We start from the raw sequence: 21,258 nt of genomic DNA, 5'->3' as shown, positions 1-21,258 counted from the left end.
GAAATATGTCGGATATATATCATTAAATTTATTACTTACTAGTTTGTCGGAATAAGGAAGCTGTCTAACGATTTTCCATGATCCAATGCGTCTTGAATCGGCTTCGGTTTCCGCCCTACACCTGACCAATACTGAAGTTGACCATTTACTTCAAATTGGTACTTAGGCGCACGTTTTACACCTGTTTTTGATTTTTTTGACGAGCCAGAAGATTCAACACCCAGCAACAATTCGCTCGGGTCGAAACCTTCTGATTGGATCAGCTGGAGTAATTCCATACGTTTCGTCTCGCGTTCAGCACGCTCTCGCTTCTCACGCTCGGCATCTTCACGGCGTTCTTCGATGACAGCACTCAACTTTTCCTGCATCTCCAGCAGTAAGTCATAATCAGTTTCACGCGCAAAAGCTCGCACAGAACGGATGTTAGAGAGGATTCGTTTTACTTCACTGTAGATTTCGTTGTCGCTCATTATTTCCCCTTCGATTTTTGAGAGAACTCAAAGCCCAGCTTACCTGTGGCTTTATCCTGCAAAACTAAAATGGCATCGAACTTTTTACCTGCTTTGCTGGTGAATCCTTTAATTTCGTTAGATTTGCCTTTCTTTATAATCGTTTCAACTTGGTTCACTGTCAACTTCTTCTCTGCCACTGTAGCCCAGATTTTAAAATCACAACCCGTGCAGGCATAAATTTTTGGTCGAATCATAATTTCGTTACTGCAAGAAGGGCATTTTTCGTTAAGACGAGGGATTTTACCGTCTTCCCTTTTCTCACCTTTAATTTCTCCTACATTAACGTCTTTAAGTTGTTCAGTCAAAAATCCATACAAGTCGGTTACGAACTGTTCAACAGTTAACTTACCTTCTGCGATTTGTAATTGTTGTTCAAACCAAAGTGCCGTCATATCAGGTTGAGTTGCAACGTCTGGCAACGCATCAAAAAGCGCAAGGCCGGTTTCTGTAGGAATAAGTTTTCCCTTTTCAACGACGATAAAGTTACGCTTTTTGAGCGTCTCTATAATCGTTGCACGGGTTGCCTCAGTGCCGATCGAGCCATGCGCCTGATCGTTGTCCTTATCCTTCTCCTTTAACAGCTTCTTTATTTCCATATTATCAACAAAATCAGCTATGCGTGTCATCGCCGAGATTAAACTAGCCTCATCAAAAAGTTTGGGCGGCGTGGTTTCTTTCTCCTGAACGGTTGCTGATTCGCACCGCCCATCCTGGCCTACCTGCAATTGACTCACCACGTCAAAGGCCGTTTCTGCCGCGTCATCGTCACTGACTTCTTTCGGCTCTTTCAAATACGCCTCGAAGCCGGGATGGATTTCTTTCGTTGCACGGTAGGTAAATGTCTGACCATTGGCTTCAATACGGCCAGTGGCTTCCTGGAAGCGTTTAGGCGGCATAAATTGGATTAAATACTGCTTGGCTATGGCCGTGTAGACATTGCGCTCATCAGTGCTCAGTTTATCCAGGTCAGGCACGTTATCGGTTGGAATGATCGCCGTGTGCGCCGTCACCTTGGCACTGTTAAACGCTTTGCTCTTGCGCGTGGTATCTACGTCTGCGTCAGCAAACGCGGCACTGGCTTTCAATGCGGCCACCACGTCCGGGGCTTCCGAAAACTGTTCATCGGACAAGTAAGCGCAATCAGAACGGTTATAGGTGATCGCTTTGAACTTCTCACGCAACCCTTGAGTCACTTCCAACGTCCGGGCGGCAGACATGCCGTGATCGCGGTTCATTTTTTGCTGCAATTTACTCAGGTTAAACGGCAGCTTAGGCGCAGTTTCCTTGTCTTTCACAGCGGCTTCAACAACACACGCTGTTTTACCGTTCACCAGGGCGGCCAGCTCGTCGACATAGCTTTTTTGGAGCACATGCCCTTTGTCGTCGACCGGGGCATCCTCTGGGAATTGCAGCCGTGCAGTGAGACTACCGGCACCCAAAGTAAAAGCGCCATCGAGCATGTAGTAATAGGACTTGCTGTGTGCCTTGTTGGCACGCCAGCGGCGAACAATAAGCCCCAACGTGGGCGTCTGGACACGTCCGACCGACAGCACACCACGATACCCCTGTGATTGCGCTTCAATGCTGTAGGCGCGCGTAGAACTCAGTCCATAAATTTCATCGCCTACACTGCGTGAAAGTGCCTTGAGATAATCCCCATGAAAATCTTTGTTGTCACGCAGATCGGCCAGGGATTTTTTAACGCCTTTATCGGTGTTATCGTTAATCAGTACACGCTTAACCGGCTTATCATTTCCGCTATATATCAAAAGTTCATCAACCAACAGTTGCCCTTCATCGTCTGGGTCGCCAGCGTGGACAATCACATCGGCTTGTTTAATTAGCTCAATAACTTTATTTACATGGTCAACCTTATCCGGTGAAATCTCATACTGCGGCGGGTACAGTTTTAACGGCAAATCTTCTTTTCGCCATTGTTTATACACCGGGTTATAAACTTCTGGCTGTACGGTTTGTAAAACATGACCGAACAGCCAAGACACTTTATCGTTACCGCAATCAATATATGCACCTTTGTGGCTACCACCGCCAAGGGCGGCGGCAATGTCTTTGGCTACAGCCGGTTTTTCTGCAATAAAAAGTCTCATATCTTTGATCCTTATTCAAAATCAGAATTATTTTTTCACACAATCATTTTGTGTCGCTACCGATGTAAAACTGGCCCACCTGCCGATGTAAATCTGACCCACCCAGGGTAAAAATGGCAGTTTTAAGGCACTGCCAATGATGACATTGGAGACCAGAGTGGAGATTAGCGTTTTACACCGTCAGGGCATGTCGATACGCGCCATCGCGCGCCAGCTTTCATGCTCTCGTGAGACCGTTCGCAGATATATTCGTAGCCCGCAGCCCGTAGCGGATATGCGCTACAAGCCTCGCGCACCCAGACCCTGCAAGCTTGACCCGTTCAAGACCTATATCCTTGAGCGCGTGGCCGCTGCCAGGCCCCAGTGGATACCCGCCAGTGTGCTACTGCGTGAGATCCGTCAGCGTGGTTACGAAGGTGGTTACAGCATGCTAACCGCTTTCCTGCACCCCATGAAACAGCCCGTCACTGAAGAGGTCACGCGCTTCGAGACCGAACCTGGCTTTCAGATGCAGGTTGATTTCACCATCATCAGACTCGGTCATAACCCATTGCTGGCCTTCGTCGCCACGCTGGGCTGGAGCCGTGCGACTTTCGTCAAGTTTTACAGCAACCAGGACTCCGCGGCCTGGTGTGACGGCATTGAGTCTGCGCTCAGGTTCTTCGGTGGAACGCCGCATCAGCTGCTGTTCGACAACGCCAAGGCCATCATCATTGAGCGCGATGTCTACGGCCCCGGCAAGCATCGCTGGAACCCGCAGTTGATGCAAGTCGCTGAGAAGTATGCTTTTACCCCCAAGGTCTGCCGACCCTATCGCGCAAAGACCAAGGGTAAGGTTGAGCGGTTTAACCATTACCTCAAGAACAGCTTTATCGTGCCCCTTACCGCGACCTTCCGGCAGGCCGGGCTGATACTGGATGTTCCCGCTGCCAACGCACGCATTGGCGAATGGCTGGTCACCGTTGCGAATACCCGAGTGCATGGCACCACAGGCGTACCGCCAGAGCAGCGCATGCCGCGCGAGCGTGCTGCGCTATTGCCGTTACCGAAGGTGACGTTGGCATTGCCTGCGCCTGTCCCAGTACTCAGCCAGCGTCCGGTGCCGACCGAGAGCCTGCAACATCCTCTGGCAACGTACCAGGCCTTGCTCGAGGTGCCAGCATGAACCTTCAGCATGATCGTATTGCCGCGCTCTGCGAACAACTCAAGCTCGACCGCCTGCCGGCAGAGTGGCCGGGTGTGGCACAGACAACCATCGACAACAGCGGCACGCATGCCGACTTCCTGGAAGCCGTCTTGCAACTCCAGCACGACGGCCAGAACGAACGGCGTCGCCAGACCATTTTGCGGTTATCAGGCCTGCCAGTGGTAAAAACACTGGAGCAGTTCGATTACGCCTATGCCAGCGGCGTCCCACGAAGTCAGATCCAGGAGTTGGCAGGTCTGGCATTTATCGAACGTCAGGAGAACGTTGTGCTGCTCGGGCCTTCAGGCGTTGGCAAGACGCACCTGGCGACGGCCATTGGCTATAAAGCCGCGATGGCGGGTTTAAGCATCCGGTTCGTTACCGCCGCCGACATGATGCTGCAACTGATGGCGTCACACCGTCAGGGTGACCTGAAGGGCTACCTGAACCGCGTTGTAGGTAAGCCTAAGCTGTTGATCATTGACGAAGTGGGCTATCTGCCGTTCGGTAAAATGGAGGCGAACCTGTTCTTCCAAGTAGTTGCTAAACGGTATGAGTCAGGTAGTGTGATCCTGACCAGCAACCTGCCGTTTACGCAGTGGTCTGGAACGTTTGGTGATGACGAGACGCTGACAGCGGCGATGCTGGATCGGTTGCTTCACCATGCGCATATCGCCCAAATCAGCGGCCAAAGTTATCGACTGAAAGATAAGCTGAAAAGCGGTCAACTCCAGAAGAAAACGAAAGCAGCAACGCTCGAGTAATTCAAAGGGGGTGGGTCAGTTTTACTTTGGCAGGGTGGGTCAGAATTCGATCGGTATTGACAATTTTGCACTAAAGACTGTATTTCACCAGCCGCAGCGGCAATAATTTCCTGTGCATTATCTTTATCAAAAGCATTTATCATTATTGATAGCTGGCGATTTACATCCTGTGCTAACGCAAAATCATCTTCATTGCCGTCATCCATACTGATATTGGAGCAATCGGTTTTATCGCCGTATTCAGGGAAAACAACCAGCAAAGATCTGCCATTTGTGCGCTTTCTGTAGTCAGTAACCTGACGCCCTACAGATTCATCCGTCATGTAGTCTTCAATTTCCAACGTATCGTATTTCGATTCGTTATTTTGACAACTATCCAGATATTGATTGCGCAATATCTCCCAGTTATCTTTCATTATTGCCTCCTTTACCAGCCATACGGACACACAGGGAACGTTAGCCAGCTTTCCAGCAAACACTCCAATTCTGAACCCCAATAAAAGTAGTATCCCGATGCATGAAACCAGATAGGGAAGCCGTTAATCTCGCCTATCTGGTCAGCACCTTTTTTTAACTTATCGACATACAATTCCGGCTCACGAGAATCCATAAGATTCTTTTCAACTAGCTCAATACGAGACACTGAAACGAATTCATTTCGCAAGTCTTCTGGATCAACAACCTCATCCGCTTTCGTATCGATGCCAAAGGAGACAGTTTCTCCCGTCATTGTCTTCTGGATAAATTGATTCCACATTCGCTCATCGAGATTGACAACATGCTCACAAGCGCATTTCAAAAACGATGACTTCATGCATTCCAGCTCAAACGCATGAAAACTGGCATTCAAGCCGTTAACATTTACCATTGGCACGATTTTAGACAATTCAACTACTGCACTGCGTACCTTTTTCACTGTTAAGTCAGCAGTAATATCATTACCCGCAGACGGGAGGTTATGAAGGGCTTCTGATACGATAAAAACCGCCTTATTAACGATTGTAAGATCTAACCCCACTTCGTTTCTAACCAAATAACGAATCAATTCAAAACCACTTCGACCTAATCTAACGCTTGCTTCGGATTGACGGTTCAACCTTTTAAGCATTGGGCGATCCAGTTCCATAACTATCTCACTTAATTAATCGAAAAGGGCATATCTAAATCGATGAAATCTAGCAATCGGCTACCGGATAGCATCAAGATTTTAGGATGGCTGTTAACAAGGTTTTTAGAACCGCTCGACGTTCGTCCTGTGTGGCAGAAAATACCCCTGCACTGAAACACCTCGATCAGCTCGATAAAGTCCTCTACATGACGCTTGTTGATTTGATTGCTGTATCGCTTGGCTTGAATGAGATACAGCTCATCGTTACACCAAACTTTTCCATCTAGTCCACCGTCACCGGAATAGCGTTTGTTGCGCTGGATCTTGAATCCCCGCCGTTCAAACACTTCAAGAAGCAACTCTTCGAAGGTGTACGGGTCAATCTTTCGCAAATAAGCCAGGCGCTGCCCTGGATGAGGAATATCATCAAGCTTTGCCAACACCCGGCCAGCTTGTCTGATCTTGCGCCTATGCCGTCTCGTTCTGCGTCGCCAGGATAACCAGACGAAGAACAGCAGCACGGACAGAAAGGCAATGGCGTGAAGTAAGTGAAAGTTCATCGTAGAATTCGCTATCAAAAATGATGGCGCCGGCGCGATGGCCAACCCGAAAATGACAGTAGTTTTTTGGCCTGGTCTGGAGTTGCTGACCTGTGTTTGCTATCAACTCAATGATCAGAGCGTTATCCACAAATCCACATGAGCGAAGCCAGAGAAGCGGAGAGGCCAACAAGCCACCTCCGCGAACGGGAGCGCCCTGATAGCCGGTACAAGGCTATCAGGGGCGATTGTGGAGTTCGTGCGGTAACACGGGACGTCACCAGTAATACGTTTCACCGACTTTTTTACCGTCTATATAAATATCGACGTAGTTCTGGCTGCGACATCCTTTCGGGTAATGGTTTCCGTTGTTGATAATGCACAGCTGATTTTTCTTGAATTCAGCGGGTTTGGTTTCGTACTTAGTACACCATTCATCGCCGTGTCCCCGCGACCAACGCACGCATTCTTTACGCTCAGGGAGCCATGCACCTTTACCTGTGCTGGCATCCCCGCTGCTGCCACTATCCACTGCACAAGAGGAAAAGCTCGGCAAGGGTGACTTACCCTTCTTAACTCGCTTAAGCATGGCTGAATGCGCCGCGCCGCAACCGTCCGGAAAACCACCGGGCAAACATAACCAAATCGCGCATTCATCCTCTGATGCGGCATAGGATGTTTTTGGCGTAAGACCAGTGACAAGTAAAAGGGCGGACAAAGCCAACCCTGCAAGCAAAGTTTTCATTTTCACCTCTAAAATAAAAGAAGATTGCTACTTAACAGGAAGGTATTTAGCGAGACAAATAAATATCCGTATTACGGCCAGACCAACTATATTCACTTTTCTGGTATCTGATTACCCCCTTAGCTCCATGACTACGCAACCATGATTTAGCATTAAAAAAATCATCTGCGTTATTAGCCGTCACCATAACAAACGGTGAATGAACAACCGCATAATATACATCGACGCCATACGGTGTATCGGCTGAAAAACCACGAATAACCCGCGACCATTTCCCTTCTACATGTGGAGCCGGGTTAACAACGAAGTTTTCATTCCATTCCGGCAAATTTCCGTTCATCGCCGTAGGTACTTTATCCCAATCGACTGGTGTCGGTGGAGGAGGAGAAGAACACCCAGCGAGGATAAACACCACTCCAAAAATAAGTTTTTTATTCATTCGTTTTTTCCTTAACGCTACCAACCACGAACACATTCGACTTCACCTTTTCTATTTGTTGATGTAGCAGGAAAATACGCGCATTGTTTTCCTCAAGCTGCACGCGAATAGCTTGCAACTCTTTAAGCTGTTCCTGCTGTAACTTAATCAACTGCTGCGTATTGGTATCTGCTTTAACATCATACGAAGGTGTACCCGAACAAAATCCGACAGTAGGGGCTAAGAACATAGCCACTGTGATTACTCGTTTAAAAAAAACCATAAGGACTCCTTACTTAAATTACAGAATTACATTCTGATAGTAAATCTCACTTCATCGTTAGAATAATTCCGCCTCAAGCTCTCCTAAAGACAGCATGATTTCTTTTGATGGATAGTCAAGACCTTTACCAAAGGCCACACCTTTGTTCATTTTTTTTACTTCATTTTCAAGTTTAGGTGAAACGGATACTAACTTATCCATGAAGTAGTGATCGTTGAAGTAGAATGCCTTATTACACTTAATCGGGTTTTCACCTTTGAGAAGAATGAATTCCTCTTCAAATTTCAACGTACCGAGTTCTTGAGGAAGTACCAACGCACGTTGCGCGTCTGATTCCGATTCGCCTCGAGTGGTAGAACTCTTCGCCATACTTCGACTTTTCCCCTTATTTTTTACCGTTGTATACCCCAGCTTTGCCGACACCTCATCAGCATCTTCTTTTTCGCTAACGGCATAAATAACCCGGCAAGGGTGGTTAGCCATCAGTGATTTCGCGCCGTACAATCCGTAAATTTCAATGAGCTGAGCGATATTTTGATAAATAGTCAGTAACTTCAATTTAAATCCAGCAATAAAACCAGAGGCTTTTTTGATGTAATGCATTGCCCCAATTGAGGGGAATTCATCGAGTAAAAACAACACATCATCTTTGTTCTCTGGTACAAAATCCGGGTTTTCTCTCATACTGACGTCAATCGCAAAATTGAAAAACAGATTAAGGAAAGAATCAGCAATTTTAGCATCATCGGCATTTACACCGATGTAGATAGTGATTTTCTTTTTCCTCAAATCCCGCAAGTCAAAATCATTGCGATCGGTTGCGGCTCTAAAGAGGGGCAGCGTGAATGAATCGAGTTTTTTCTGAAATGTTTCCTCCATACTGGATTTTGCCTCCCCCTCGGCTTCGAAAAGCTTTTTTATCTTATTGAGAGAGTCAGTAATAATGTAAGTGTCGTTGGCATTACCTTTGGCGAACGCGAGCAACTCATCCCTTTCATTCAATAACGCCTCTTGGTCTACGGCATAGTAGAGATCCAGAACCGTACCGATTGAAAATACCGGCTTAACACCGATGTTTTGCAGGTATTTTTGGTCGTACTTAATCAAAAAATAAAGTAACTCGGTGAACCCCACGAACACCCGGCTGGCCGCGCTGTTAAAGTGTGCCTCTGGGCCTGTCAAACCGATAGACGGCCATACGGTTTCGGCCAGGTTTTTTAAATAACCGGCCCCCTTTTCTGATGCGAGATCAATATAAAAAAGAGGGTTAAATCCATGTGTTTTACTGCTGAACGGGTCGAGAAGGTAAACAGCGTGGCGGAGGACGAGTTGCCGGAATTTGCTGGTTATCATGTAGCACTCTTGCTTCGGGTCGAGCACAATCATTGAGTGAAGCCAACTCAACAGATTGGGAATAACAACCGCAGCCCCTTTACCGGCGCGTGTACCTGCACCCATCGAGATAAAATCAGGGGCGATGTAACGAAGTAGCTTACCTTTGAAGCGGCCAATAATAACGCCGCCTTTGGATTCATCACCCCACGTTACCACCTTAGAACGCCTGATGTCAGACTCTGTGGCAAACTTTGCGTCACCGAACAAATTGGTATTGCTTTTATTGCCAGATAATAACGCTGCAACAAACAACATCAATGAACCAATGAATCCAATCCCTAGCGCTTTAATGGCACTCAATCTAATATCAAAGCGAATATTATCGCCAGTCAACACTTGCCATAACATGCCGAATCGATAGGTTTTGTACATTCCTTTAATTCCGATGCCGTTTAAGGGGTAAACGGCAACGGTAGCAATCATCCAGACGATAGGCAGCGTAACAACGATAAGAAATATCCACTGCTGTTTGTTAAAAGATTTCATCTCGGAACCTCTTCTGATACGCCTCTTTATCAGCGTCCTTGAAGTAAATTTCCCCGATCCGGCGAACATCGCCCTCAACCTGGATACTGGCTATCACATCAATGCAGTTTAAAACCTTACTGAGAATGACGCTGTACGGAAGCATCCGGCATTCACTGTTCTGGTAGCATCGTTCTATCAATCCCATAATGGCCTCATACGGACTGCCAGCATGGAGACTCGTAATTGCCCCCTCATGCCCGGACGTTACGATTTTTAAGAAATCCCAGGCTTCCCCGCCGCGTACTTCGGTTTGAAGAATGCGGTCAGGGTTCATACGGTAATTAGCACGCAATAAGGAGCTGGATGTTACGATTTCATCAGAACCATTCCCCGACTCACTCGGATAAAAGAGATGGACATAATTTTTATGCCGCGTAAATTTCACCTCCGGGTTATCTTCGAGTGTAGTGATCCGCAAATCGAGAGGAATATAGTCAATCAGCGTTTTCAAATATGTTGTTTTACCCGAACCGGTTTCGCCAACAAAAACCATCGTCTTACCGTATTCAATACACTTTTCCATAAACGAAGGGAAATCTTTATCGCGGTATAGCTGCAATAATTCAGCATTACGGCTGCTATGCTCTTCCTTTCCTGTGATTCGATTATAAAAACCAGAATCAATATAATTTTGGTGAGGAATTTGAACATAAGACGGTTTTCGAAGCGTTATAGACACGGTATCCCGCTCGCAAGCGGGATTGAATATTACCTGACCACGTTCCCCCGACTCTAAGGTCGCTGATAAAATCGGCTTTATACCGCTAATTTCATCTTTATGAAAGTTAGCTAATTGACGTGCAAACTTCTCGCAATCATCAAGTGACATTTTAACATCATGTCGGCTCCATTTACCGGCGATCTTTGTGAACAGTTCATTGGGACGGTTAACGGCGACTTCCGTCAATCCGTCAAGATTGAGAAAATCACCAAACATTTTGTTTTTCTGATATTCAAGGCTTTCATTTTTTGCCATGTTATCCTCGCTTATACTGCAATCGGTAGATTTTAGAGAAGTCTATATCCCTGCCAGTTACCAGCGTGATAATTTCTCCCTGATTTTTGTAAATCGTCGGCGGGATATTAACGCTATTTTCAAACGCGGTTTTTGCCATATCGGCAAACGCCTGACGGCTGTTTTCCGTATAATCGGTATTGCGGTCTTTTTTACCGGCGCTGTCTGTCGCTGCATTGGCAATATCAGGAATAATCCCCAGCATCATCGCCCCAACAAACCGATCAAAGAAATGCGTATCTACCCAGCCGTCCATACCCGCTTCGCCGAGTTCACCCGCCGCAGCTGTATCAACCAGCGGGATATCCAGGAAAGGTGGCTGTTGGGTTCTCAGCTTGGTCGCAATGACGAACGCGCGCGCCTGGCCGTGGCGAAGCGTCCCCGTCTTATAGACTAGTGTTGCCACAGTGCCTTTATCGAGCAGCTTGGTATTCTTACTGGCGCTATACACATCTTCTGTCAGCTGACATTGAAGTTTACCGGCGACGTCTGAAATAAAGCGCCGAGTCAACGCACACGGCAGTGGCGTGTTCTCCGGCAAGTAAAGGTCTGGGTTATATGGTATACGCCGTACAGCCTGTAAAGCTCCCTCATCGCTCTCAGATGCAGCGATCGCTTCCCCGTCTTTAGATGGTGCTGCATCTGCTTTGTCGTCGCCCTGTTGCGTTTCCTGCTGCCGACTAGTGCCACTAGATTGACTTGCTGAGGTGCTATCACTGACAACAGCCAGCGCCCTTGAGAATGTCATCGGTGAAGGTGCGCCCGGCGTAGCGGTAGCAGCTTCGCCACCAGATGTGGACACTGCGGCCTCAGATTGAGGCGGCTCTTCTTGCTTGAAGGGATCAACACCCTGGCCGAGATCACTACGCTTGTTAATGCTTCCTTCAGTAGATTTAACGGATTCTTGTTTATCCGTATTATCCGGTGACTTATATTTTTGATAAATTTTAAGGCCGACGACCGCAGCAATAATCAACGCTAACGTTATGAATATCAGCCCTTTCAATACCCGGTCTTTTTTGCTTTTTTTGAGCTTAATAACTTCTGGTTGGTGCGTTAGCACTTCTTCTTCAACATCGTTTTCTCGCGCTTCTCTTTCCTGTCGCTCGCGTAGCTCCTGTTCTATTTCCGCAACGGTTTTTTCTCGCTGATGTGTTGGAGGCGTCTCATTTCTCTCCTTTCCTTCTCTTTCCAACAACTCTTGTTCAATTTCATCAGGCGTTTTATTTTCGTTACTCATTATCGACCTCCACACGTTCGACGCTTGGTGAAACTGTCGAACCATCTTTAACTGTGACTTTTCCAAATCCTTTATTAACTAGCCCAATTACCGCATTGCCATAACGCAAAACAAAAGCGGGGTTGGTTTGAGGGATCACAATGACTTTATAATTGCCTTTTTGTTTAATACCTGGACTAGTAGCAATTTCTTTCCCGTTGGAATACATAAACGCGGCAGGCAACTTTTTCACTGGAGAAAACCCGATATACGTAAACCGGCCATCGTCATAGGCAAAATCTGGCGTGATCATGCCGCTGTCCTTACCGACCTGCATGTAGTATTCCCAATTACGGGGCGCTTGAGCGTTAGCCAGGGCTTTATCGATGCGCTGGTTTTCTTGTTGTTGCTGCAACTCTTTAAGTCGCGCTGCTTCCATCTTGGCGGCTTTGGCGCGAGTTTCCTGTGGGTAGGTATAGCTGACTACATAAGAAATCGTTCCTGATGACTTACCGGCCTCCTGAACATGCAGCTCAACGCTGTAGTAACGCTTGGTCGTGACAATGAAGAGGTTAGTCACCCAATCCTTACTCGTCGGCTCGAACACCTGGTTTACCTGCTGTCCGTTCTCACCAGGAACCGGCTGGGTGATCGGGACGGCGCGTATATACACCCGGTTAGCGTCTTTCTTAATGTCCCAGCCCTTTTCCAACCCTGGACGCGCATCAAGAACAGTTTCATCGTCGTCAAATACCAATGTAGACAGAAAACCGACACCAGAAGTGATCACCGTCGTATTTGAGGCGTTGTAGCTGACCTGCTGCATTCTGCTGTCATAGCCTCGACTGCTGGGCGAAACGGCCGCGTTGGCCGTCTGCGTCATCAGGAAGCCACCCAACACCAGAGCTATGGCTCCATATTTCATCATGGCGTTACCCCATTTTCTTTTTCGGCTTCATAGCTGGTCACAACAAAACCCAACTTGTTGATATCACGCTGCTCTTCTGTGAGGTCTTTGGTTGGAACGTAGCGGAACGTGAAACGTGCAACCCAATACTCATCACGCTCAATACCCGATTTAACGTTGCGGATAGTTTTCTTAAAGCGGATCGTTGCCAGAAGGTCTGGTTTGGTCGCCTCAGTGATAAAATCAGAAATGACCTTAATTCGAACCGTATTGTCTGCATTGTGATAAATAACGTCAGGGGAGCTTTTACCATTAAAGACTGAAAGATACTCTTTATTCACATCATCCGAGTTATAAGCCTGAATACGGTTATAATCATCTTGCAATGAAAAGTAATTATAACGCTCGCGGAGTTCAATATAGTTTTCAGAATTGACTTTATTAGTAGCCAAATCACCGGAGATACTCTCTTCGGTAAATTCGCTTACCTTAGTAATGGTTCCCGCTGCCTTATCTAAAACATAAAGGCTCACTTTAGTCTCTTTCAGCGGCAGTAAGATGAGGATTGCAACAATTGATAGAATAGCGATCAATACACCAACAGCGCCGATAAAAAAGCCAACTTTTTTATCACGTTCATCCCGCTCCATGTTTTTTTTCTCAAACCCTTGAGCGGTTTTTATTGTCTCTGCGATATTAGACATTATTGATTACCTCCGCCGAGTTAACAGGAACCAGTTCACCCGATGCCGAGGGCGGCAACGGTGAATTTGATGCACAGCCAGCTAAGACGCAGATAAGCGCCATGACAATGAATTTATTCATGTGAATTACCTAATTAGAATGGGAATTGCTGTGAAACAGATGAATGGCTTTCAAGAAGCGCGTGAGTTGTTCCGCGCAATGACTTTTTGAACGACAGCACGGCCAACACGGCCAGCACCATAACCCGTACCGGCAGAAAGCCCAGACGACTCTCTTTGCTTCCAGGATGTGCCTTTAGAACCTTCGATAGCACCGCGACCAGCGTTTACAGTTCCACGCATAGCTCCGCCAGCGGCTTTAGCCGCTCCGAACGCCCCGCCCATAATGCCCATAGCCATCGCACCTTGTACTGCACCTTCCACACCAACACCGGCGATTTGAGAGGCTACTTTGGCTGATATTAAAACTACAAGGCCACAAAATGCCCCCGCAAGCCCAGCCATTAATCCCAATGTCATTAAATTAGAATCGGCAGCTAAAAGAGTCATCTTGTCGAGGATTTTAGTTAAATAAGTGATTGCTGCACCTAGGGCTAATGTTGCAAAAAGGATAGTGAGGATTGAAGAGAAAACTGATTGCAACCAGTTATTGAACATCGTCCGAAGAAAACCGAACATCAAACAGAAAATAAAAATTGGAGCCGTTGTAGTTAAAAGCAACAATCCAATTTCCGCAGACATAAAAACGAAAGACGTTATGATTAAAGCAAAAGCAACACCTATCAACGTAAATAATGCCCCTAGCCCCCCATCAACTTTAACGTAACTAGATGGATCTAGCTCCATTAGCGTTGAAGCAATTTTTTGAGCACTAGCCCATATCTTGTCTAGATATGCCCAAATATCTCCTTCACCACTAAATCCTGTTTTCAATCCATCGATTGCACTAATGCTTAAATCTAAATAACCGCCTCCGTTATTAACAAAGACGATAATCATAGCCATTTTTATCACATCATACGCCAAGTCTTCAGCTGGACGTTGATTTTTACCGGCCATAATCTGATAACCACGCACCAACATATAGAGCGCTACAGACGTTTGTATAATTACTGAAATCATACTTGCGTAAGTAGCCATTTTACCTGAAGTAGCAGATTGCAGAATTTGCTCTATATACCTGTGAGTGGATTGGAAAAAATCTGAATCCATAATCACACTCCAAAAGTAAGGGGCTAATGCCCCTTTCACTTCACTTTTTATCCGATGATAAATCGCCGAATGTAGGGATTTTGGCATCGCGTTGTTTTAACCGAAAATTAGCATCTTTGGCATTTCGACAATTTTGCGTGTCATCACCGGACGCTTTGCAATCCTTGATAACAGTCGCAAGTTCTACCGGATGTTCCTTGAACCAATCAACGCTTTTAGGCTTTTCTTCGCAGCCTGCAAGGATGAATGATAAACCTGTTATCAGAATAACAATCCATTTGTTCATCTATAAATCTCCAAAAGTAGGGGTTTTAGCATTCGTCTGCTGCTGTCGAAACGCTTTTTCACGTTTCTGAGCCAGTAGCTTATCACGCTGCTCCGATGCCTTCATGTTCATTTCCCATTGATTTGACAGCACGTTGAGCTGAACGCTTTTCGCCTGGATCGCGTTAGCCAGGTCTTGTGATTCTTTCGAATCCTTGGAACCGGCGATCCGACTGGACAAAGAGGCGATATCATTAAGCGCTGTGTTGATTTGCCCTTGCACCTCTGTGGTCTGTTCGATCGCCCACGCCTTATTGACCGTTTCCTGCTTACAGATATTTATATAGCTCTGCGCTTGTTTCACGTCGCATACATCAAAGTCTTTATACTTGTTATAGATGCTATCCAATGCTCCGGTTGGTGCGTTGTTCGACGTAAGGAGGTCATTTAAGCTAATACCCTGCTTTTGCAGATTGACGATATCATTTTTCAGGCTTTGCCCCTGTGCGACCAAATCTTGAATATCGCGCAGGCCGGTAGCCGTCATAAGCTGATCTTTGTAAGCCTGGATTTGTGAGCGATAGTGCTGAGCGGTTTCCATCCACTCTTTTGCTTCCGTCGCCCACTGCTTAGTGTTCGCAACCATAGCCGCAGCATCAATTACCGGAATACCGCTGGCGTAAACTGGTAAAGAACCACTCAATACAGCAGACATAACAAAACCAGCGAGTAATTTACGCGTAGTCATTTTAGTTACCTTCTAGAGAGCTAAGTTAAGATAAGCATCGAGCCACTGTTCCGGCTTCATGCCTGGTTTAAAAATAGAATCAAATATTTCGAGATTATCTTCGCTGCCGCTTAGGACTTTTGTATAAACACCAAGACAAGACAAATCAAAGGAAACGAGCGCAGCGAATTTTTGCACATCCCCTTTTCGCAAAGCTGTTTTTACGATTAAAAACTGCCGTGACTCTGGGTCAATGTTTTTGATTATTTCAAAATGCGCCGGGTCTACCTTTGCACCGTCAACATACTCGCTGTAATCAGCTTTTGGGTTCGCTAGATAAATATCCGTTGAAGTTTGCTCAAGCGTCGCCTTTGATATTTTATGCTTTAAAACCTCATCCAATGATTGAGTTGCAAAAATAACAATCCCGTTCAACTTTCGAATGGTTTTTAGTTTGTTATAAACAAAATCAGCAAAAGCATCATTTGCCAACCACTTCCAAAACTCATCAAGGATGAGAACCAATCGGCGGCCATCTAGCAAGCTCGTTACCCGATAAAGAAGATAAAAAGCAATAGGGGAGCGCGTATTCTCATCATCGAGGAACTCCGTACCATCGATGCCGAAATTATCAATATGACTAATATCAAACGTGTCTTCGTCGTTATCCAAAACCCAACCAAACTCTGCACCCTTTTTCCACTGCGATAAGCGGATGCGCAGCCCGTTTTCCTGTGCCTGGACGGTAGTAGATTCGTTCAGCGTTTCAAGGACTCGGGTTATGCCGTAAGAGCGTAACTCCTTCGGCAAGTCCATCACATCATCAACAGCCTGGTATAAGTCGATTTCCTGCCTGGCCGTCAATACTTCGCCGCGCCTGGTCACGATCAACTTCATCAGGTTTTTTACAAAAGCCCGATTACGCTTGGTCGGTTCCAGCTTAAACGGGTTCCACCCAGTAGGTTCGCCTGCCTTAACACGGAAGTATTCGCCACCCAGCGCCCGAACGTTGAGCTCAGCACCACGGTCTTTATCGAAATACACCGTAGTCATGCGCTTGCTTTTGGCCTGGGGAGAAAAACTTTCTGGGATAGCGTACTTCTGAAAAGCATTTTGGAGAAATGTCAGCAAAACAGTTTTACCAGAACCTGTCGTACCGATGATCTTAACGTTACCGGTCGTCTTACGGTTAAAATCATCCTGCCCCATCATGGTGTTATGAACATTCAGGTAATACGGTGCCTGGCTGTTGGTTTTAGCAATAACAATCGCCTCGCCCCACGGGGTTTTATCCCGTTTACCACTCATCACCGAATGAAGAGAGGTGAGCTCAACGAAGTTCTGACTAGTCACGGGCACCAGACGAGGCCGCAAGTGGTAAACGCCGGGCAACTGAGCGCAAAAAGCCGCTGGCAACGACAACGTTGAGAGAGTCACGATCAGACCGATATCAGTCAGTGTTGAGCGGATCTGGTTGGTATCTTTAATCAGTTGCTCAAGCGAGTCCGCATAGACGAGAAGAGAATAGTGATACAACCCAAAACTGATATCGCCGGAAGTAAGCATACTTTTGGCGATTTCGAGATCTTCCTTCTCTTCTACAGCGTCGTCCTGTGTACTACTAAGCCGTTTATCCTGATCATGTATGGCTTTTTTTGCCTCAGACTTACTCATGCTGGTAAACGATTGAGTTAGCACATACTCAATGGGCTCGTAGATAAGTGAATCCAACAACCCCGGCTCAGTTAATTTCGTAAACCCCTTAATTTCAATTGACCTGAAATATCGGCGAGAATCAAAGTTATTAACTTGTGCCGAGTCTGAACTTATAAAAATATCAGAACTCCCAAGCAGCTCATAAAATGGCGTGTTAGTGACCAAAACGTCTTGCCATTTACCAGTAATGAGATAGTTGTAAAAACTGAGTTGCGAAGAATAAACACGCTTGTTTTTTTCGAAAAGACCCAAAGCTTTCGGACGATAGCGTTGCAACATACTTTCAACAGAAGAACGCAACTCGTTCATGCGTAGGATAGCATCATGTTGTGTTTTCTTTTTGAATCGGTCGCCTTTAGTCTTCCTCTCTGCCTTTTCTTCCTTATTAAAAGGGATAAAACACAGCGTTACAAAAATACTGACTTTGTAAAAAGGTTTGGTTTTTATACCTGCATAATAAAGAGAAGAAACTTTATCAGCAAACACATTACCCGAAGGTGTATCAAGGTTATCGTAAAACTTACGACGCACCTTATGTATATAGAAGGTCACCGCCTCACCTGAGTATGAAACAATCCCTTTATTTAGTTGAGTCGCCAGCATATCTAATACATCTTGCGTTTGGCACTCAAATGGCTCTCCGTCAACTTCCCAAGTCGCCACTAAATCAGATTTGCGATTTTTAATAATCTCTTTATCTACGTGTGACGAATAAGGAATTATTTTTTCTATTGGTGCTCTTTGATTTAACTTCATAGCTTCTATAAACTCCGTAACGTCAACGGCATCATAACTTTGGCAACTGATCGTTGACACGCCGTAGAAATTATTAATGACTGAGTTCCCCTTGGTTTTTAACCAAAGAAGCATCAGGTCGAAGAAATGCTCGTCCTGCGATGTTTTTCTCCGCATGTATATAAAAACGATAGGGATTAACACCCAGAAGAACTTAGTAAAAACCAAACCGACCATGAAGAGAACAAAAAACACTATTAAAGCAGGGGCAACAGGCACCCCTATTAATAGCGGAGGTCTGGTTAACGCTTTAAAGACGGTAGCCATATTTACCCCTTACTGAATTAGGAAATGACCAAGGCTACGAACTCAGAGATACCGATAACGATCCCCGCCCCAATAATAACGTTTTTCATATCCATCAGTGAGCGCCCATCAAAGAACACTTTGAAACCAACCCACAAACCAGCCAGGGTTGCAGTCGCAATAGCAATGGTATGTAACCCCGCAATGATCGCATTCAGCATGGTATTAACTTTTTCAAAACCGTTAGCAGCGTTAGCATTGACGCTTACGGAGATCAGAGTGAGCAGAATAGCGGTATTGATTGCAGCCAGTTGTTTTTTAGCAAACATAGAATTTCCTTTAATTTTTTGACAATTGTAAATCACCACGAATGAGACGTGATGGATAGATAACTTGAGGGGGTTTCGGTTGTGGATTACTGCTCTTTGTTTCAGATTTTCTTCTTTGTTCTTTCTCCTCCTTCGTACTTGGAACAACATAAGTTTTCCCTGGTGAATCAGGATAGCCAATACGTTCAACATAACTCGTCTGATTAAACTCAGACTCTTTCTTTTTCCCAGTGTTAAAATTACCAGAATAGTAACAGCTCAAAGCATTCGGAATCGTTTTTCCTCTGATGTAGCAATCGGTGAGTATCTTTTCGAACACGGATAGATTGGCGCAAGGGTTAAACATCTTCTCTGCATCAACATTAAATTTATCAAAGTTGGTACTTGTAATTTGCATCAATCCGACAGAGTACCGCCTTTTTTTCTGTTCAATACTTCTAACAATGGAAAGGGCATCTTTTTTATTAGTTGGAAGATGCGTTATTACGCTCTTCCCATCTTTGTTTCTTTGTCCTTTTGGGATTATCTCTGCAATAGCATAAGGATTAAGTCCTGATTCAACTCTGACAACATCCATCGCAGTGTCAGGGTGAACAGTGGCTGCGCACTGCATCGCAAGTGCGATAAATGTTGTTGTAGAAATCATAACGACCTCTATGTCAAAGCAAGAAATATATTGCGGCCGTCCAAAAAATAACAAGGCCGATGAAAAGAGAATGCCATGTGTATCTAACTAAAAAATTCATAGACGCTCCAAAAGGTAGCGGCAATTATTATTTATCTTTACCTACTTCCTTGATAATTTCGTTCTTTGCTTTCTCTCCATAGATGTCAATCAGGTATTGAAGAAATCTTGCCGTTGTAATCTGTTTTCCCGTCATAAATGACACTTCGATTGCTAATTTTTCTACAACTTGCTTTCGGTTGGCTCCAATGTAAATTACGCCTCCCGCAGTAGATGGTTTTTTTATACGATCAAGACCTGTATTTGATGACATGAATTCTCCTGATAAGGATGTAAAAAAAGAACCGCTGAGTCTCCTCAGCGGTTATGAAATTTAGTGTTTTGCTAATCAGGTACGTTAGTTGATTAAAACGCCGTTCTAACGTATCCATCGAGAAAGCTAATAAGAGAAGCCATTCGATTTACAGGTTCGCTTTGCTCATTGATTTCTTCAAGCTTAGCCAGAAGTTCAACAGGCACATTACTGTAAGAAACCGATTGATCACTTTTATCAACCTCCGCTACCTCTAGGTATCGCAAACCAGTGATAATAGCTTCAGGAAGAGGGCGAATCTTTCCGCCTATTTTAACAAACTCATTCACTCCAATAAGCTGGGTGATTTTGGTCGTGTGGACAACTTCCGGGTCAAAGTACAAGAACAGATATGCAGGGAAAAGAGGGCGCTGGTTGATGCGAACGCTCGTCTTACTGTCTGCACGCTTCGTTATCACCGTCAATAATGGCGTGTAATGAATGACCGACAACCTATCAAACCCAGCCAGGATTTGTTTGTAGGCTTTCGGACTATGGTGAAGCAGAAACCAACCCTTCATAGAACCTCCTTTTCCACGCTGACGCCCTGAGCTATCCAGCTGGATATTCTCAATACGCACCACACCATAACTGTGTGCATACACAGCACTATGCGTATCTATGGCTTGTGCAACTCTCGTTGTTGTTTAGTGATCCCCTGATGTTACGCAATACGTAACATTAAAAATGATAAGTGATGGTAAACGTGTGCATGTGTTTCAATTACTTATCAGGTTTTATAATGGTTCCGAAGAGATTGAGAATTGCGCGTAAGTACGCCGGTCTATCCCAGGAAAAACTCGGTGTCTTGAGCGGGATAGATGAAGGGTCTGCTCGCGCCCGTATTTCAAGATACGAACACGGCGTTAACCGCCCAACCTATGAACAAACTCGCCAGTTCGCAAAAGTACTCAACGTTCCTACGTGTTACTTCTATATCGAAGAAGATGAATTCGCCAACCAGGTATTAGCCCTGTATGACAAAAACAACAATCCAACCTTAACGCCGCGAACATTCTTTTGATGCTAGACCACGCTGACGCCATTTCCGATCCAGATAGATGGGAAGAGATTGAAACTCGATCACTTTGTTAGCTGTCTATATACTGCTACATTCATATAGTATCAAAACTTACAGCTAAGGAAAGAACAAATAACAGAAGAAGGATAGTGTCATGATGTTTAAAAACAGTTTTTTAAACCAACAAAACAACATAAAACCAGAATTATTATCTATCTATACACCTCAATCTAGATCATTTGATCGCCAAAATCACCATTAACAAACAAACATTCTTTCTTACTAACTTCTTACACATGTAAGATTAGCTGATCTTTTCAAAGACTTGCAGAAGAACGCAAATTTGCATCCCCCCGATGAAAATATGCCAGCTTACAAAAAGGTAGGAAACATCTTAAAAAAACAGCATATCTCCTATGCAATATATCGAATATATTATCAACAGCACATACGCAAATTCTATGATAACAACTCTTATTC

General features: G+C 45.2%; 24 protein-coding genes. 3 read left to right on the top strand and 21 right to left on the bottom strand.

The genetic code is table 11. The features are described from left to right. Positions 1-38: 38 nt before the first annotated feature. Together H5P17_RS25120 and H5P17_RS25115 are read right to left on the bottom strand one after the other, a co-directional pair. On the bottom strand, positions 39-470 hold the full coding sequence (locus H5P17_RS25120; protein WP_182825741.1) for an H-NS family nucleoid-associated regulatory protein: 432 nt from the start codon (positions 468-470) through the stop codon (positions 39-41). Continuing rightward, positions 470-2,620 (bottom strand): type IA DNA topoisomerase, encoded by a 2,151-nt coding sequence (locus H5P17_RS25115; RefSeq protein ID WP_182825740.1) that lies wholly within the window; start codon positions 2,618-2,620, stop codon positions 470-472. The genes H5P17_RS25120 and H5P17_RS25115 overlap by 1 nt, the downstream gene beginning before the upstream one ends. Positions 2,621-2,756: 136 nt before the next feature. On the opposite strand from H5P17_RS25115, the gene istA reads away from it, so the two are divergent. Together istA and istB are read left to right on the top strand one after the other, a co-directional pair. Further along, a complete protein-coding gene (gene istA, locus H5P17_RS25110; protein WP_182825738.1) occupies positions 2,757-3,785 on the top strand; it encodes an IS21 family transposase in 1,029 nt (342 codons plus the stop codon). Next, on the top strand, positions 3,782-4,570 hold the full coding sequence (istB, locus tag H5P17_RS25105) for an IS21-like element helper ATPase IstB (RefSeq protein WP_182825737.1): 789 nt from the start codon (positions 3,782-3,784) through the stop codon (positions 4,568-4,570). The genes istA and istB overlap by 4 nt, the downstream gene beginning before the upstream one ends. On the opposite strand, the gene H5P17_RS25100 is transcribed toward istB, so the two are convergent. The 19 genes from H5P17_RS25100 to H5P17_RS25010 all read right to left on the bottom strand — a co-directional run bounded on the left by H5P17_RS25100 (position 4,531) and on the right by H5P17_RS25010 (position 20,278). After that, positions 4,531-4,986, bottom strand: a complete 456-nt coding sequence (locus H5P17_RS25100; protein ID WP_255477994.1) for a hypothetical protein — start codon at positions 4,984-4,986, stop codon at positions 4,531-4,533. The two genes, istB and H5P17_RS25100, sit on opposite strands and share 40 nt — an antisense overlap. An 11-nt stretch (positions 4,987-4,997) precedes the next feature. After that, the gene (locus H5P17_RS25095) at positions 4,998-5,696 is read right to left on the bottom strand and encodes a hypothetical protein (protein WP_182825736.1); all 699 of its coding nucleotides are present in this window, start codon (positions 5,694-5,696) and stop codon (positions 4,998-5,000) included. An 11-nt stretch (positions 5,697-5,707) separates the two neighbouring features. Then, entirely contained in the window at positions 5,708-6,238 is a 531-nt protein-coding gene (locus H5P17_RS25090; RefSeq protein ID WP_182825734.1) for a restriction endonuclease, read from the bottom strand. Positions 6,239-6,494: 256 nt separating this feature from the next. After that, positions 6,495-6,962, bottom strand: coding sequence for a conjugal transfer protein TraL (locus H5P17_RS25085; RefSeq protein WP_182825733.1), 468 nt, complete (start codon positions 6,960-6,962; stop codon positions 6,495-6,497). A gap of 46 nt (positions 6,963-7,008) precedes the next feature. Further along, entirely contained in the window at positions 7,009-7,401 is a 393-nt protein-coding gene (locus H5P17_RS25080; RefSeq protein WP_182825731.1) for a cag pathogenicity island Cag12 family protein, read from the bottom strand. Continuing rightward, the gene (locus H5P17_RS25075) at positions 7,394-7,663 is read right to left on the bottom strand and encodes a hypothetical protein (protein WP_182825730.1); all 270 of its coding nucleotides are present in this window, start codon (positions 7,661-7,663) and stop codon (positions 7,394-7,396) included. Before H5P17_RS25075 ends, H5P17_RS25080 begins: the two co-directional genes overlap by 8 nt. A 57-nt stretch (positions 7,664-7,720) precedes the next feature. Continuing rightward, positions 7,721-9,544 carry a type IV secretory system conjugative DNA transfer family protein gene (locus H5P17_RS25070; RefSeq protein WP_182825729.1) on the bottom strand — a complete coding sequence of 608 codons (1,824 nt, stop codon included), beginning with the start codon at positions 9,542-9,544 and terminating at the stop codon, positions 7,721-7,723. Next, positions 9,531-10,562 carry a P-type DNA transfer ATPase VirB11 gene (gene virB11, locus H5P17_RS25065; RefSeq protein ID WP_182825727.1) on the bottom strand — a complete coding sequence of 344 codons (1,032 nt, stop codon included), beginning with the start codon at positions 10,560-10,562 and terminating at the stop codon, positions 9,531-9,533. The genes H5P17_RS25070 and virB11 overlap by 14 nt, the downstream gene beginning before the upstream one ends. Position 10,563: 1 nt before the next feature. Further along, on the bottom strand, positions 10,564-11,841 hold the full coding sequence (locus H5P17_RS25060) for a TrbI/VirB10 family protein (RefSeq protein ID WP_182825726.1): 1,278 nt from the start codon (positions 11,839-11,841) through the stop codon (positions 10,564-10,566). After that, positions 11,834-12,748: a TrbG/VirB9 family P-type conjugative transfer protein gene (locus tag H5P17_RS25055; protein WP_182825725.1), complete on the bottom strand. Its 915-nt coding sequence runs from the start codon at positions 12,746-12,748 to the stop codon at positions 11,834-11,836. The genes H5P17_RS25060 and H5P17_RS25055 overlap by 8 nt, the downstream gene beginning before the upstream one ends. Then, positions 12,745-13,431, bottom strand: a complete 687-nt coding sequence (locus tag H5P17_RS25050) for a virB8 family protein (protein WP_220496963.1) — start codon at positions 13,429-13,431, stop codon at positions 12,745-12,747. The genes H5P17_RS25055 and H5P17_RS25050 overlap by 4 nt, the downstream gene beginning before the upstream one ends. Before the next feature lie 171 nt (positions 13,432-13,602). After that, positions 13,603-14,643, bottom strand: a complete 1,041-nt coding sequence (locus tag H5P17_RS25045; protein WP_182825724.1) for a type IV secretion system protein — start codon at positions 14,641-14,643, stop codon at positions 13,603-13,605. Positions 14,644-14,683: 40 nt separating this feature from the next. Beyond that, complete coding sequence (locus H5P17_RS25040; protein WP_182825722.1) at positions 14,684-14,929, bottom strand: EexN family lipoprotein; 246 nt, start codon at positions 14,927-14,929, stop codon at positions 14,684-14,686. Continuing rightward, positions 14,930-15,655, bottom strand: a complete 726-nt coding sequence (locus tag H5P17_RS25035; protein WP_182825721.1) for a type IV secretion system protein — start codon at positions 15,653-15,655, stop codon at positions 14,930-14,932. It lies immediately after the preceding gene. 12 nt (positions 15,656-15,667) lie between these two features. Continuing rightward, positions 15,668-18,412 carry a VirB3 family type IV secretion system protein gene (locus H5P17_RS25030; protein WP_182825720.1) on the bottom strand — a complete coding sequence of 915 codons (2,745 nt, stop codon included), beginning with the start codon at positions 18,410-18,412 and terminating at the stop codon, positions 15,668-15,670. 17 nt (positions 18,413-18,429) lie between these two features. Beyond that, a complete protein-coding gene (locus H5P17_RS25025) occupies positions 18,430-18,720 on the bottom strand; it encodes a TrbC/VirB2 family protein (RefSeq protein WP_182825719.1) in 291 nt (96 codons plus the stop codon). Positions 18,721-18,730: 10 nt separating this feature from the next. Then, positions 18,731-19,366, bottom strand: a complete 636-nt coding sequence (locus tag H5P17_RS25020; protein ID WP_182825717.1) for a lytic transglycosylase domain-containing protein — start codon at positions 19,364-19,366, stop codon at positions 18,731-18,733. A 127-nt stretch (positions 19,367-19,493) separates the two neighbouring features. Further along, positions 19,494-19,718, bottom strand: a complete 225-nt coding sequence (locus tag H5P17_RS25015) for a hypothetical protein (protein ID WP_182825716.1) — start codon at positions 19,716-19,718, stop codon at positions 19,494-19,496. Between the two features lie 92 nt (positions 19,719-19,810). After that, positions 19,811-20,278: a transcription termination/antitermination NusG family protein gene (locus H5P17_RS25010; protein ID WP_182825715.1), complete on the bottom strand. Its 468-nt coding sequence runs from the start codon at positions 20,276-20,278 to the stop codon at positions 19,811-19,813. Between the two features lie 221 nt (positions 20,279-20,499). On the opposite strand from H5P17_RS25010, the gene H5P17_RS25005 reads away from it, so the two are divergent. After that, on the top strand, positions 20,500-20,781 hold the full coding sequence (locus tag H5P17_RS25005; protein ID WP_182825713.1) for a helix-turn-helix domain-containing protein: 282 nt from the start codon (positions 20,500-20,502) through the stop codon (positions 20,779-20,781). Positions 20,782-21,258 lie beyond the last annotated feature (477 nt).

The sequence above is a fragment of the Serratia sp. OS31 genome (genome assembly GCF_014164835.1).
GTDB lineage: Bacteria > Pseudomonadota > Gammaproteobacteria > Enterobacterales > Enterobacteriaceae > Serratia > Serratia liquefaciens_A.
This window is presented reverse-complemented; position numbering and strand designations above follow the sequence as displayed.